This is a genomic window from Vreelandella zhaodongensis, assembly GCF_013415115.1.
In the GTDB taxonomy this organism is placed as follows: Bacteria; Pseudomonadota; Gammaproteobacteria; order Pseudomonadales; family Halomonadaceae; genus Vreelandella; species Vreelandella zhaodongensis.
The window spans coordinates 156,035-170,097 of sequence record NZ_JACCDD010000004.1 but is presented as its reverse complement, the minus strand read 5'-3'; the positions used below and the strand labels follow the sequence as shown (position 1 = coordinate 170,097).

Annotated in this window: 11 protein-coding genes; 10 read left to right on the top strand and 1 reads right to left on the bottom strand. The window is 50.8% G+C overall.

The window, feature by feature from the left end:
* The first annotated feature begins 117 nt into the window (after positions 1–117).
* The 7 genes from argA to HZS79_RS08855 all read left to right on the top strand — a co-directional run bounded on the left by argA (position 118) and on the right by HZS79_RS08855 (position 6,112).
* Positions 118–1,431 (top strand): amino-acid N-acetyltransferase, encoded by a 1,314-nt coding sequence (gene argA, locus HZS79_RS08885; protein ID WP_179927650.1) that lies wholly within the window; start codon positions 118–120, stop codon positions 1,429–1,431.
* A gap of 244 nt (positions 1,432–1,675) precedes the next feature.
* Complete coding sequence (glnH, locus tag HZS79_RS08880) at positions 1,676–2,413, top strand: glutamine ABC transporter substrate-binding protein GlnH (RefSeq protein ID WP_162218135.1); 738 nt, start codon at positions 1,676–1,678, stop codon at positions 2,411–2,413.
* A gap of 74 nt (positions 2,414–2,487) precedes the next feature.
* On the top strand, positions 2,488–3,144 hold the full coding sequence (gene glnP, locus HZS79_RS08875; RefSeq protein WP_179927649.1) for a glutamine ABC transporter permease GlnP: 657 nt from the start codon (positions 2,488–2,490) through the stop codon (positions 3,142–3,144).
* Positions 3,141–3,869, top strand: a complete 729-nt coding sequence (glnQ, locus tag HZS79_RS08870; protein WP_162218133.1) for a glutamine ABC transporter ATP-binding protein GlnQ — start codon at positions 3,141–3,143, stop codon at positions 3,867–3,869. The genes glnP and glnQ overlap by 4 nt, the downstream gene beginning before the upstream one ends.
* Positions 3,862–4,893: a C45 family autoproteolytic acyltransferase/hydrolase gene (locus tag HZS79_RS08865; protein ID WP_179927648.1), complete on the top strand. Its 1,032-nt coding sequence runs from the start codon at positions 3,862–3,864 to the stop codon at positions 4,891–4,893. The genes glnQ and HZS79_RS08865 overlap by 8 nt, the downstream gene beginning before the upstream one ends.
* Entirely contained in the window at positions 4,865–5,794 is a 930-nt protein-coding gene (locus tag HZS79_RS08860) for a MurR/RpiR family transcriptional regulator (RefSeq protein WP_179927647.1), read from the top strand. Before HZS79_RS08865 ends, HZS79_RS08860 begins: the two co-directional genes overlap by 29 nt.
* Before the next feature lie 180 nt (positions 5,795–5,974).
* Complete coding sequence (locus HZS79_RS08855) at positions 5,975–6,112, top strand: hypothetical protein (protein WP_179927646.1); 138 nt, start codon at positions 5,975–5,977, stop codon at positions 6,110–6,112.
* 33 nt (positions 6,113–6,145) lie between these two features.
* Here the strand turns inward: HZS79_RS08855 and xseA are convergent, their stop codons facing one another.
* On the bottom strand, positions 6,146–7,486 hold the full coding sequence (gene xseA / locus HZS79_RS08850) for an exodeoxyribonuclease VII large subunit (protein ID WP_179927645.1): 1,341 nt from the start codon (positions 7,484–7,486) through the stop codon (positions 6,146–6,148).
* A gap of 174 nt (positions 7,487–7,660) precedes the next feature.
* Between xseA and guaB the strand changes: the two genes are divergently transcribed.
* The 3 genes from guaB to HZS79_RS08835 all read left to right on the top strand — a co-directional run bounded on the left by guaB (position 7,661) and on the right by HZS79_RS08835 (position 14,006).
* Entirely contained in the window at positions 7,661–9,130 is a 1,470-nt protein-coding gene (guaB, locus tag HZS79_RS08845; protein WP_162218129.1) for an IMP dehydrogenase, read from the top strand.
* 98 nt (positions 9,131–9,228) lie between these two features.
* A complete protein-coding gene (gene guaA, locus HZS79_RS08840; RefSeq protein ID WP_083001467.1) occupies positions 9,229–10,806 on the top strand; it encodes a glutamine-hydrolyzing GMP synthase in 1,578 nt (525 codons plus the stop codon).
* Positions 10,807–10,976: 170 nt separating this feature from the next.
* Positions 10,977–14,006 (top strand): anti-phage protein, encoded by a 3,030-nt coding sequence (locus HZS79_RS08835; RefSeq protein ID WP_179927644.1) that lies wholly within the window; start codon positions 10,977–10,979, stop codon positions 14,004–14,006.
* Positions 14,007–14,063 lie beyond the last annotated feature (57 nt).

Here is a 14,063-nt window from a genome sequence, read left to right as displayed (position 1 = left end):
CCTTCGCGTAAATTAGCCTGACTCTGGGTGGATTTGCACAAGAAGGTGCCGCTGTTTTTTGTGCTCTGTTAAAGTAACTGCGGATACTGTCATTCACCTGCTGCCGGAGAGCGGCCCTTGGACACACGCTTCCCTTTTGTTGATTGGTTTCGTAACGCTTCCCCTTACATTAATGCGCACCGAGGGCGAACCTTTGTCATCTTAATTGAAGGCGAAGCCATGGCGTCTGGCCGAGGGGAGCAGCTGATTCAGGATTTAGCCCTGCTGCACACCTTGGGCGTGCGTCTGGTGGTGGTGTTTGGTATTCGCCCGCAGGTTCACGAATCGCTGACGGCTGCCGGTGTTGAACCAACGCGGGTAGATGGCCGCTGGGTGGCCGACCGCACGGTGATGGCTCATGTAGAGCAGGTAGCCGCGCATCAGCGGCTATGGCTAGAAGCGCGGCTTTCCCTCGGGCTGCCAAGCACGCCGCTGCACGGTGTGGAGCTTAGCGTTATTTCAGGCAACCTAGTGACCGCCAAGCCCTTAGGGGTGCGTGAAGGCATCGATTTTGACCACAGTGGCGAAGTGCGCCGCGTGCGCGCTAACGCCATTGAAGGGCTACTGGATAAAGGCTCGTTGGTGTTGTTACCGCCGCTGGGCTTTTCCAGTACTGGTGAAGTGTTTGATCTAGATGCCTCGGAAGTGGCACAACACGCCGCCGTTGCGCTTAAAGCCGATAAACTTATTCTGCTGGGCGAATCGGAAGGGCTGGAAGATGAACAGGGGGCATTGCTGCGCCAGCTTTCCCCCGCTGAAGCCGAACCGCGCCTGCACAGTGCTTTACCCGGCAGCGAATTGGCCCGCCATTTGAACGCCGCCTGTGCCGCTGCCCGTGAAGGGGTAGCACGCACCCACTTGCTCTCCTGGCGCAACCACGACGCACTGTTAGGGGAGTTATTCACCCGCGACGGCGTTGGCACCATGATTACCCAACACCGTTACGAGCAGCTTCGTCCCGCCACACTGAACGACGTGGCTGGCTTGTTAGAACTGCTGGAACCCCTAGAGCGGCGTGGCATGTTGGTCGCTCGTTCGCGGGAGCGGTTAGAGCACGAAATCGACGACTACATGGTGATAGAGCGGGATGGCATGGTCATTGGTTGCGCTGCACTGCATGTCTTCCCAGAGACCACCGTGGGCGAGATGGCCTGTGTCGCGGTACATGACAATTATCGCGGTGGTGAGCGTGGCGAGCGGCTGGTAGAGGCGTTAGAGCGCCGCGCCCGCCAGCGAGGGCTTTCTGAAATGTTCGTGTTGACCACCCATACAGCCCACTGGTTTGTCGAACGTGGTTTCCGCACGGCCAGCCTGGACGACCTGCCACCACTGAAGCGCGAAGCTTACAACCACGCCCGAAAATCCAAGGTGCTGGTTAAGCATTTAGCGTAAGCGCCTTTATTTAAAGAGAAAACACTAGCCGAACCGGGTGTCTTTGTGACGCCCGGTTTCGCCTGCGTGTAAAAAAATAATGCAAATATTTGGTCATTTAAAATATATATGCAATTATATTTGCAGGTGTGTGTGTAGAGAAATTCGGCCAAGCCAATTCAAACCAAGCCAATAACAACGCCTATATCTACACACCGCGTCACTCACAAACTGCCAATAACATCGACGTCACGAGGATTTATCCATGAAGACACTCACTACTTTAATAGCTGCCACTGCTTTCTCTCTCTCCGCAGCAACTGCTGCCGCCGACAAGCTGGTCGTTGCCACTGATACTGCCTTTGTACCCTTTGAATTCGCCCAGGACGGTGAATATGTCGGTTTCGATATCGACATGTGGGGCATGATCGCCGAAGAGCTTGAGCTGGAGTTTGAACTACGCCCGATGGACTTCAACGGCATTATTCCTGGCCTGCAAACCGGCCAGTTGGATGTTGCCTTGGCAGGTATCACTATCCGTGAAGATCGTGCTGAGGTGATTGATTTTTCGGATGGCTACTATGAGAGTGGCTTTCGCATCATGGTGCCCATAGACAGTGATATCGAAAGCGCTGAAGACCTAGCGGGCAAAACCCTGGCGGTACGCACCGGCACTTCTGCGGCGGACTATGCGCGGGAAAACTTCACCGATACAGAGCTACGCCAGTTCCCCAATATCGATAACGCCTACCTAGAGCTACGCACTGGGCGCGTCGATGCCGCCATGCATGACACCCCCAACGTGCTTTACTACATCGCCACGGCAGGTGATGGCCAAGTAAAAGCGGTAGGCGAGCAGATGATGGCGCACGAGTATGGCATTGCTTTTCCTAAGGGCAGCGAGCTGGTCGAGCCGGTCAACGAAGTGCTAGCTGCAATGCGTGAAGATGGTCGCTATGACGAAATCTACATCAAGTGGTTTGGTGAAGCACCGACTGAATAACGCCTGATTATTCCATACATCTTGCGGAGGGCAGTGTGTCCCTCCGCTGAGTTCGAACTATCAGGAGTGTTGCAATGAATATCGACTGGTCGATCATCATTAATTTCCTGCCTCAACTCTTCCACGGGGCAAAGATCACGCTGTATATCACCGTAACGGGCTTGATTGGTGGCATTACACTGGGGGCTGTGATTGGCCTGATGCGCGCCTACGGCGGCTATATTCTCAATACGCTGGCGTTTATCTACGTCGAAATCATTCGCGGTACGCCCATTGTGGTCCAGGTGATGTTCCTGTATTTCGCTTTGCCGGTGCTGGTGGATATCCGCATTGACCCGATGACAACGGCAATTCTCGCGATCGTCATTAATGCTGGTGCGTATGTTGCCGAGATCGTCCGTGGCGCGGTGCTATCGATTTCCAAGGGGTTGACCGAAGCAGGGCGCGCCATAGGTCTGCCGCGCTGGAAAGTAGTGGTTTATATCGTTGGCCCCTTGGCCTTTCGCCGGCTAATTCCACCGCTGGGTAACCAGTGCATAGTCAGCTTGAAAGATACCTCTCTATTTATTGTTATTGGCGTCGGCGAATTGACACGTACCGGCCAGGAAATCATGGCGGCCAACTTTCGTGCGGTTGAGATATGGACGGCGGTTGCTGTGTTCTATCTGATCATGACCGGCACCCTGTCGCTGCTGCTGCGCATCATTGAGAAACGGATGAGGATCTTATGAGCGCCATCATAGAGTTCAAGAATGTTTCCAAGCACTTTGGCCCACTCAAGGTACTTGAAGAGGTTGATCTGGACATCAACCGTGGCGAGGTTGTGGTGCTCATCGGGCCGTCTGGTTCTGGAAAATCCACCTTGCTACGCTGTATTAACGGGCTGGAAATGATCACCTCGGGCGATCTTCTCGTCGATGGCCTGAGCGTAAAGGGCGGGAACAAAATTCTGCGCGAAATTCGTCAGGAAGCGGGCATGGTCTTCCAGCAGTTCAATCTGTTTCCCCAGATGAACGCGCTGGAAAATGTGGCCTTTGGCCAGCGCCATGTGCGCGGCATGGGGCGCAAGGCTGCGGACATCAGCGCCCAGGAGCTGTTGGAAAAAGTGGGCCTGGGGGATAAATCTCGCCACTACCCACACGAACTTTCGGGTGGTCAGCAGCAACGGGTCGCCATTGCTAGGGCGCTGGCGATCAAGCCCAAGGTAATGCTGTTTGATGAGCCCACCTCGGCGCTTGACCCTGAGCTTAAGCAGGAAGTGTTGAGTGTGATGCGCAAACTGGCCGAAGAGCAGATGACCATGGTGGTGGTAACCCATGAAATGTCCTTCGCCAAGCAGGTAGGTACACGTTTGATCTTTATGGAGCACGGCAAAATAGCGGTTGATGCAAACCCTGCTGATGTCATCGATAACCCACCCAATGACCGGATGAAGGATTTTCTGCGCCATGTCTAATCAAGCAAGCTCACTTGGTTGGCACGTGATCAACGGACGCCCGTACGATATCGGCGTTGCCCTTGGGCGTGCCGGGCGTGATGCAGTGCATCGATTCCTGTTGCCGAGTGCTATCTGGGCTGAGATCAACGACCCGGTTCATCGGGGGGCTGTTGCCACCATGGCCGCCAATACCCAGCGTGATTTTCCCCAGGTATGGGAAGAGCTGGAAGGCCTGGCGGAAGGTCTTAATCTGCCCATTGAGGCGGTGTTTGCCTGGAACTGCCGTGGTGACCTGCTGGCCCACGCGCCAGACGGCTGCACCACGGTGATTCTTCCAGGGCAAACCCCGGTTGTCGCCCATAATGAAGATGGCCTGCCATTCTTCCGTGGCCACTGCTTTATGGCTGAGGTAACTCACTCCGAAGGAAGGGGCTTCACGGCCTTCTGTTACCCCGGCTCCATACCCGGGCATACCCTGGCGTTTACTCGCCAGGGCTGGGTACAAGCGGTCAATAATTTGCGCCTGCTCGATATCACACCCCAGGTGCCACGCATGGTATTAGGCCGGGTGGCCCTAAACCAGCCCAATGTGACCGACGTGGTGGCACTGCTGCAGCGCTACAATGAGTGCGGCGGTTTTCATTTTTCGCTAGCCCAGTGCGGCCAAAGAGAGGTGACGAGTATTGAGTTCGGTGGCGGGGATGCTGCCCAGAGAGCGCTGAACGTCCCCAGTGTACATGCTAATCATGCGCTGTATCACTCTCGCGGTTTAGCGTCGCAGTGGATCACTGACTCCTCCCGAGACCGTCAGCAGCGCGGGGATCAGTTGCTAGCCGACGGCGAGACCGCGCCACTGGCCATCCTGCATGACCAACAGGCCAGTGGCCTACCCATTCTGCGACTTAGCGCTGACGATCCTGATCACGAGAACACCCTGGTCACGGCGGTGATGCGACTTGAAGCGGATGGTGTAGCATGGCAACTTTATGACCGCCCTGGAGCACTGCCCGCTTATGACGGAAAACTACTCTTCGCCAGTTGACAGTTCGAGCCGCCCCCCGGAAACAGTCGATGGACTCCGTCAGCTGGCGCTCAGTATTGCCCGGGGGGAGAGCGAGCTGCGTCTTGGCCCTAAATCGCGGGAAGTGCTGGCGCGCCTTATCGACCTTCAGGGGGATCAGGTGCTGTTGTCTATTTCTTCAGCAGCCCGCCGGTTAGAGGTCAACCCGTCGAGTATTTCACGCCTGGCGCGCTCGCTGGGTTACGCGCGTTTCAGCGATCTGCAAAAAGTCCTGCTAAGTGCGCACTTTAGCTCGTCTGCATCTTTCTACCGTGATCATGCCGCTAGTGCCTTGGCGGCGGACAAACGCAGTTTACATGTTCAGGCACAACAGCTATGCGCTGAAAACAAACACAACATTGATCGTTTTCTGCAGGGCGTGAAACATGAGGATATCGAAGCGTTTGCCCAGGCGGTGGTCAATGCGCCGAGAGTTCGGCTGTACGGTGTTCGCCAGTTTCATGCACTGTGCAGTTTTTCAGCTTATGGGCTGGGCATGCTGCGCCCTGATGTGGCATTGCTCAGCGATGCTACCAACGGCGTGGCAGAAGGGTTGGCGTCGTTATCTGAGGGCGACGTGCTAATTGCCGCCAGTTGTCAGCCCTATACACGCCAAGTGGTGGATGTATGCCGTATGGCCCAAGCACACGGTATTCATACCTTGGCGGTGACTGACTATGCCAGCTCCGCACTGGTCAAGTATTCCCAGGTATCCATTCTGGTGCCCCACGAAAGCAGCTTTATTTCCAATAGCATGGTGGCCTATTTTGCCGCCATGGAGTGCCTGATCAATGCTTGCGCGACGTTGGCCGGGGATGATGCAGGCAAAGCCATTTCGCGGCGTGACCGCTTTATCACCGAGCTAGATATTGAAATGCGTTAAGAGCGAACGCCTCCAAGTGACTGTTTTATCTTTTTATCTGCATCAAAGTGGTGAGATAGCGCTGGTGTTAGCAGTTTTACACCATGGTAAGTCATCGGCTAGCGACTATAGTGAGTGAGGCCTGTTCACGTTAGCAGCTGACGTGATTCCTACGGCGACCACCAAGGATTAGGAGGTACTATGCAGCAGCCCGATAAAGACGACGCAAAGAAAGAGCAGAAGAAGGAGCCTCGCCATGATCACCATGACGACGCCAACCCGATGCCGGATACACATCATGTGAATCCCGATGCCGACTCGTCTGCCAAGAAAGAGTAATGATTCGTTAACAAGGATGTTAAGCCTGCGGCGCTACTTTTTGTAGCGCCGTTTTACTTCCACGTTTAGCCTGCCTTCGCCCAGCCGAAGCGAGAGCTTCTGGCCTGGCGCGGTGTCCTCTGCCCGGCGAATGACATGGCCCTTTTCATCCTGGGCAATGGTGTAGCCGCGACCCAACACCGCCAGTGGGCTGACGGCATGTAGCTCACGGGCGGCACTGCTTAAGCGTGCCTGACGTACTTCCAGCGCCCGCTGCATAGCACTGGCTAAACGGCGCTGGAGCTGGCTAACACGCTCTTGCTCTGTACGGTGTAGGCGTGCCATGTCCTGGCTTGCTAAGCGCTTGCTTAACTGCGTGACCCGGGCTTGCTGCTGCTGAACGCTTTGCTGCATTGCGCGCTGCAGCCGTTGGGAAAGGGCGGTAATGTGCTGGCGCTGGCGGTTAAGCTGCTCGCCTGGGTGGCGAAGGCGGGCGCGCAAGGTATCCAGGCGTTGGCTATCTCGTTCTAAGCGTGCCTGCATGGCGCGATATAAGCGGTTTTCTAACTGTGATAGTTGGTGCTTTAGCGCTTGTTGGTCGGGGACTAAACGCTCGGCCGCCGCTGATGGGGTCGGGGCGCGCATATCGGCGGCGAAATCTGCCAGGGTAACATCCACTTCGTGACCCACCGCCGACATCACCGGCAAGCGGGAATGAAAAATCGCCCGTGCCAGATGCTCGTTATTAAACGCCCACAAATCCTCTAGGCTACCGCCGCCGCGGGTGATCAGCACCACATCCTGGTCAGGGTCTAAGCGTGCCTGTCGGTTCAATAACCCCAACGCAGAAATCATCGCAGGGGCGGCCTCGGCACCTTGTACGGGCACCGGAATCAGCGTGACATCCGCCAGGGGCCAGCGAGCCGCCAGCACCGCCAATACATCGCGAATGGCCGCGCCGCTGGCAGAGCTTAAAATCAAAATCTTGCGGGGTGGAAAGGGCAGGGGGCGAGCATTGGCAAATACGCCTTCGCTTTGCAACTGTGCTTTTAGGCGCTCAAACGCCGCCAGCAGCTCCCCCAAGCCCGCCGCCTGCACGGCCTCGGCAATCAGCTGATAGTCGCCGCGCGGTTCGAACAGCGAGACCCTGCCGCGCAGCTTTACCTGATCGCCATCACGCATGGGGGCCGCCACAAAACGCGCTCGCTGGCGAAACAGCGCGCAGCGAATTTGCGCACGGTCATCCTTCAACGTGAAGTAAATATGCCCAGACGCCGGGCGGGAAACATTGGAAAGTTCGCCCTCTACCCACACCTCGCCCACCTCTCGCTCAAGGGTCTGCTTGGCGCGCTGGTTCAACTGACTAACAGAGAGCGCTTGTGGCGTTTCGTGCATAGAGCAACCTTAGAAATAAATGAGCGAGCGGGGAGTTTTCGCAAGAATCCTAGCTTATTAGCCATTGGTCTGAATTGAAAACCTTCTTCACATTGCTGGTACGGCCTTCAAAACGTTATAATAGGGGATTAACTTTCCACGCCCCACTTCCTCTTCCATCAGGGTGTTGCCGCTATGCTACGTATGGCCCAAGAAGCACTTACGTTCGATGACGTACTCCTCGTTCCCGGCTTCTCCGATATTCTTCCCAAGGATGTCAGCCTCAAAACCCGCCTGACTCGCAATATTTCGCTCAATATCCCGCTGCTTTCCGCTGCAATGGACACCGTTACCGAAGCGCGTCTAGCAATTGCGATGGCTCAGGAAGGTGGCATTGGCATTATCCATAAGAGCATGACCATGAGCCAGCAAGCCGCTGAAGTGCGCAAGGTGAAAAAGCACGAAAGCGTGATTGTCAAAGATCCGGTCACCGTTAGCCCCAAGGCGAAGCTGGATGACCTGCTGGCCATGGCGCGTGAGAACGGCTTCTCTGGCTTCCCCGTCGTAGAAGGCGAAACCCTGGTCGGTATTGTGACCGAGCGTGATATGCGTTTCCAGCCAAACCACGGCGACAGCGTTGCGGATATCATGACCCCCCGTGATCGGTTGATTACCGTCAAGGAAGGCACCGACCTTGAAACCAGCAAAGCCAAAATGCGCGAACACCGCATCGAGAAAATGCTGATTGTCGACGACGCCTTCCACCTGCGCGGTTTGGTAACCTTCCAAGACATCGAAAAAGCCCGCACTTACCCGATGGCTGCCAAAGATAGCGATGGTCGCTTGTTGGTTGGCGCCGCCGTTGGCACCGGCCCCGAAACGCCTGATCGCGTTGCAGCTCTGGCCGAAGCCGGTGTCGATGTGATCATTGTTGATACTGCCCACGGTCACTCCAAAGGCGTTATCGATCGTGTACGCTGGATCAAAGAGAACTTCCCCAACATTCAAGTAATTGGCGGCAACATCGCTACGGGCGCGGCCGCGAAAGCGTTGGCCGAAGCGGGCGCAGACGCGGTTAAAGTGGGTATTGGCCCCGGCTCTATCTGCACCACACGTATTGTGGCAGGCGTTGGTGTGCCGCAAATCACTGCAGTGTCTAACGTGGCAGAAGCGCTGAAAGAGTTCGATATTCCGCTGATCGCCGACGGTGGCATTCGCTTCTCTGGCGACTTAGCCAAAGCCATCGCCGCTGGCGCAAGCGCCGTGATGGTCGGTGGCCTGCTGGCTGGTACCGAAGAAGCGCCGGGTGAAGTTGAGCTTTACCAAGGCCGTACCTACAAAGCCTACCGCGGCATGGGCTCCATGGGCGCCATGTCTCAGAACCAGGGCAGCGCTGACCGCTACTTCCAAGATAAAGCCGAAGGCGCCGAGAAGCTGGTGCCGGAAGGTATTGAAGGCCGCGTACCCTATAAAGGCATGATGGGCGCTATCGTTCACCAGCTGATGGGCGGGCTGCGCGCTTCCATGGGTTACACCGGCTGCCGCAGTATTCAAGAAATGCGCACCAAGCCGGAATTCGTACAAATTACCAGCGCTGGCTTTAACGAATCCCACGTTCACAACGTGCAGATCACCAAAGAAGCTCCCAACTACCGGGTGAGCTAACCAGCACGTTTCGTTAAATGGCGCGGCGAGCATTGCAGCTCGCCGCTTGCTTTTTGGCCTTAACAGCGGCACCCACACCGCTTAACCGAGACCCCGCCATGAGTGACATCCACGCCCATAAGATCCTGATTCTTGACTTCGGCTCCCAGTACACCCAGCTGATCGCCCGCCGTGTACGTGAGATCGGTGTATTCTCCGAAATCCGCGCCTTCGATATCACCGAAGAAGAAATTCGCGAATACAACCCTAACGGCATCATCCTGGCTGGTGGCCCGGAATCCGTGACCGAGTTGGACTCCCCGCGAGCACCGGCGTGCGTGTTCGAAATGGGCCTGCCGGTGTTTGGTATTTGCTACGGCATGCAGACCATGGCCGAGCAGCTTGGCGGCAAAGTGGAAGGTTCCAACCAGCGCGAATTTGGCTACGCTCAGATTCAAATCGATGGCGATACTCCGCTGTTCAAAGACATCAAAGACCACATCGATACCGACAGCGGCAAAGGCCTGCTAGACGTATGGATGAGCCACGGCGACAAGGTCTCCCAAGTCCCTGACACCTTCACCGTGACCGCTTCCACGCCGAGCTGCCCAATTGCCGCCATGGCCTGGGAAGAGAAGCAGTTCTACGGCGTACAGTTCCACCCAGAAGTGACCCACACCCTGCAAGGCCAGCGCATTCTTGAGCACTTCGTGCTGGATATTTGCGGTGCCGAAAAACTCTGGACGCCTGCACAAATCATCGAAGACCAAGTACAGCGCGTACGCGAGCAAGTAGGCGACCGCCATGTACTGCTTGGCCTTTCCGGTGGTGTCGACTCCTCGGTTGTGGCGGCGCTGCTGCATAAAGCCATTGGCGACCAACTGACCTGCGTATTCGTCGATAACGGCCTGCTGCGCAAAAACGAAGGCGACCAAGTCATGGAAACCTTCGCCAAGCACATGGGCGTGAAGGTGATTCGTGTCGACGCCGAAGAGCTGTTCCTCGGCAAGCTGAAGGGCGAGAAAGACCCAGAAGCCAAGCGCAAGATTATCGGCAACACCTTTATCGACGTATTCGATGAAGAAGCCAGCAAAATTGACGGCGTCGACTTCCTGGCCCAGGGCACCATCTACCCGGATGTGATCGAATCCGCCGCCTCTAAAACCGGCAAAGCCCACGTGATCAAATCCCACCACAACGTCGGTGGCCTGCCGGAAACCATGAAGCTCAAGCTGGTTGAGCCGCTGCGCGAACTGTTTAAAGACGAAGTGCGCAAACTCGGCCTCGAACTCGGCTTGCCTTACGATATGGTTTACCGCCACCCGTTCCCTGGCCCCGGCCTGGGCGTGCGTATTCTGGGTGAAGTGAAGAAAGAGTACGCCGACATCCTGCGTGATGCCGACGCCATCTACATCGAAGAGCTACGCGCCGCCGGTTGGTACGAAAAAACCAGCCAAGCCTTCGCCGTGTTCCTACCGGTGAAATCCGTAGGCGTAGTAGGCGACGGCCGCCGCTACGAATGGGTCATCGCGCTACGCGCGGTCGAAACCATCGACTTCATGACCGCCCGCTGGGCGCACCTGCCCTACGAGCTGCTGGAGAAGGTCTCCAACCGGATTATCAATGAGTTGGAAGGCGTTTCGCGGGTTACTTATGATGTGAGTAGTAAGCCGCCTGCGACGATTGAGTGGGAGTGAGTTTTTTGGCTGAAAATTAATTCTTTAAGGAAAAAGCCGCTCAATCACCGAGTGGCTTTTTTTACAAAAAAAGCTGTTTTATAGTTATTTTTAAGCATAAAAAGTAATTGCTTTTTAACTTGCTGTTAGTTATTAATAACTTTCCTAGGTTATTTAATGATGGGGTTGCAATGAAATTTTCTGTGATTCATATAAGTGATATACATATACGTTCAGAAGATGATTTGGTTCTAAGCCAACACGAAAAAATAGCAGCTGCTTGCTATAGGCATATGCCAGATGTGGAACATGTTTTTTTTGCAGTGACTGGTGATATAGCATTTAGCGGAAAAGCCGATCAGTATGAAGCAGCTAAAGTTTTTCTGAACAAAATAAAAGATAATATTTTTGATGAATACAATGTAAACGCTAGTTTTTTGTTTTGCCCTGGAAATCACGATTGCGACTTTGATAAAAGTAATGAAGTAAGAAAAATTCTTATTGAAAATGTTAAGAAAAACCCAAGGAATGAACTGGGTGAAGGTGTTATAAGAGAGTGTGTGTCTGTCTTAGATGAGTATGAAAAGTTTTTAACGGAAATGAGCCCAACACCAAGCTTGGATTCAAAGCTTTTTAAATCATACTCGTTTTCTTTTGAAGAAGCTACTATTAAATTTAACTCTTTGAATTTTTCATGGATGTCTGAATTGAATGAAAAACAGGGAGAAATGGTTTATCCAGTTGAGTTTATTAGTGACGTGACCAGTGATGATCAAGGAAAAAGTATTGTTATTTCTCTTATGCATCACCCCTTTAATTGGTTTGGTCAGGGAAGTTATCATGACTTGAAAGATAAAATATGTTCAGTGTCTTCAATGATTTTGTCAGGACATGAACATACCTCTTTAAGCTCTAATGTTATAAACTCTAATAGTAGTAAGTTTTATCATATTGAAGCTGGAGCTTTGCAGCAGGATTCCAGTATCTTGGATGGTGAATTTTCTGTTTTAGTTTTTGATATAGAAAGAGAGGTTTTTTCTGAATCAGGTTATAGTTGGGATGATTCAAAAGATTGCTTTATTGAGAAAAGAGAGAGTGGGTGGATTTCATATAGTAATTTTTTTGCAAACCAAAAATCAAGCGGCCTCTCAGATGAATTTTATGAGAAAATAAAAGACGTAGGTGGGAATTTTGTTCACCCAACTAAATCTTCTTTGCATAGGGATGATGTTTTTGTTTTTCCAGAGCTGAAAAAAAGTGATGCTAATGTTGATGAAGAAGAATACTGCAATTCTTTAGAACTTGTTGATTCTGGCGGAAATCTATTCTTGCGCGGAGGCGAGAGCGCAGGAAAAACTTTTTTGCTTTATGAATTTTTTTTGAAGCACCACCATTTGGGCTTTGCTCCAATATATATAGATTGTTTAGATGTTAGAAATGCAAGCCTTTCAAAAGTGGAAAAGCATGTTAATAAAAGCGTAGAGAAACAGTACTCGAAGAGTTTTTTAAATGATTATAATCAAACCCCAAAGTCAAAGAAAATTGTTTACTTGGATAATTTTGATCAATTGCGAGCTGCCTCAGAACATCGTGCAAAGTTTTTGAAATACTTTATTGATAGATTTGAAAGAGTTATTGTTACTACAGGTACAAGTCTTGAATACGGGGATTTAACGGATGCAGACATAGCAAATGTTTCTCAAGACTTTGAAAGATATGAGATACTGCCTTTTGGTCATCAATTGAGACATAAGCTAATAAAGAAGTGGAACGGAGCGTCTTATGATTTAGAGGGTAATTTTGAAGATCCTGCTCATAAAATATCTGAAGCTGAAGCTTCTATAAATTCAGTTATTGGTAAGCATTTAGTACCTTCGACTCCTTTCTATTTGCTAACTCTTTTACAGAGTTTTGAGGCTGCACAAGATAGTGGTATTCAAAATAGCTCATACGGGTACTACTATCAATATTTAATTACAAACTCTCTGAAAAGAGTTAATTTTAAACCAGATCAGCTTGATGAGCTATTTAATTATTGTAGTTTGTTGGCCTTTGAGATGAAAAAGCATGGAGATAAAAATATCTCGTCGGAAGACTTTCTGGCTTATAATAGTTTTTACTCAAGAGAATACACCAAAGTTGACTTTGAAGAAAGGAGGCAAAAGCTTTTAAAGGCGAAAATTTTAACTTTTAGTCAAGATTTCTATTACTTCTCATATTCTTATATATATTTCTTTTTCCTGGGGAAATATCTAGCAATTAATTGGGAAGATGAAAGTATAAAAGAAATTGTGAAAGAGTGTTGTGATCACTTGTATGTTAGAGATAATGCTCATGCTGTTATTTTTCTAACGCATCATACAAACAGAACAGATATTATAAAAAAAATAATAAATGTGTCATCTGATCTTTTTTCAGAGGTTGAGCCTATTTCATTTAATGGTGATACAGAGTTTTTGAATGACTTTATTGAAGAGACTTCAAAGGTCATTATTGGTGAGGTTGATCCTGAAAGAAACCAAGAGGTGGAAAGGAAAAATAAAGATAATATGGAGGTTGATGGCGAAGTGGATGAGTATACTCAACCACTAGAAGAATTGAATTTCCAAGACAAAATAAATCTTATGTTTAAAACTGTCGAAATACTTGGTTTAATTGCTAAAAATTATTACGGCTCATTAAGAAATTCTTTTAAAAAAGAAATAATAGATGAGTCTTTTGAAGCACCTCTTCGTGCTTTAAAACACTTTTTTATGGTTTTAGAAAAAGCTCAAGAGCCTTTGATAAGAGAGCTTACAACTATAATGGATGAAAAGTCATCACCTGGAGATGATAATGAAAAAATAGCAAAAAAATTGTTATTTGATATTTTTGGTATTATGTCTTTTTCTTTTATACATAAAGCAGCAGCTTCAGTTAGTTCAGTTAAGCTCAAGGAAGTAATAAGTGAGGTGGCAAGAGAAAAGGAAGTGGTCGCTTACAAGCTGATAGATTTATCTACACGTATGGAAATGCCAGGAAATATTCCTTTTGCATATATAAGTGAAATAAAGAAAATTACTGAAGGTAATTATTTTTCAAGGAGGCTTTTAGAGTCAATTGTTATTAGGCATTTATATATGTTTAAAACAAGCGATGCCGACAAGCAAAGGTTAAGTCAGATACTTAATTTTGATATTGGGAAACAAAGAGCTCTTACATCTCAAAATAAAAAGAGATGATGACTTGACCCGCCCGGCACCGATCTTACGGTTTACCTTTGCAGTGAATCCGTGGAT

Coding starts and splice junctions, on each gene's coding strand:
- glnH (WP_162218135.1), top strand. CDS start 1,676: ATGAAGACACTCACTACTTTAATAGCTGCCACTGCTTTCTCTCTCTCC.
- HZS79_RS08860 (WP_179927647.1), top strand. CDS start 4,865: ATGACGGAAAACTACTCTTCGCCAGTTGACAGTTCGAGCCGCCCCCCG.
- xseA (WP_179927645.1), bottom strand. CDS start 7,486: ATGCACGAAACGCCACAAGCGCTCTCTGTTAGTCAGTTGAACCAGCGC.
- guaB (WP_162218129.1), top strand. CDS start 7,661: ATGCTACGTATGGCCCAAGAAGCACTTACGTTCGATGACGTACTCCTC.
- glnP (WP_179927649.1), top strand. CDS start 2,488: ATGAATATCGACTGGTCGATCATCATTAATTTCCTGCCTCAACTCTTC.
- glnQ (WP_162218133.1), top strand. CDS start 3,141: ATGAGCGCCATCATAGAGTTCAAGAATGTTTCCAAGCACTTTGGCCCA.
- HZS79_RS08865 (WP_179927648.1), top strand. CDS start 3,862: ATGTCTAATCAAGCAAGCTCACTTGGTTGGCACGTGATCAACGGACGC.
- guaA (WP_083001467.1), top strand. CDS start 9,229: ATGAGTGACATCCACGCCCATAAGATCCTGATTCTTGACTTCGGCTCC.
- HZS79_RS08855 (WP_179927646.1), top strand. CDS start 5,975: ATGCAGCAGCCCGATAAAGACGACGCAAAGAAAGAGCAGAAGAAGGAG.
- HZS79_RS08835 (WP_179927644.1), top strand. CDS start 10,977: ATGAAATTTTCTGTGATTCATATAAGTGATATACATATACGTTCAGAA.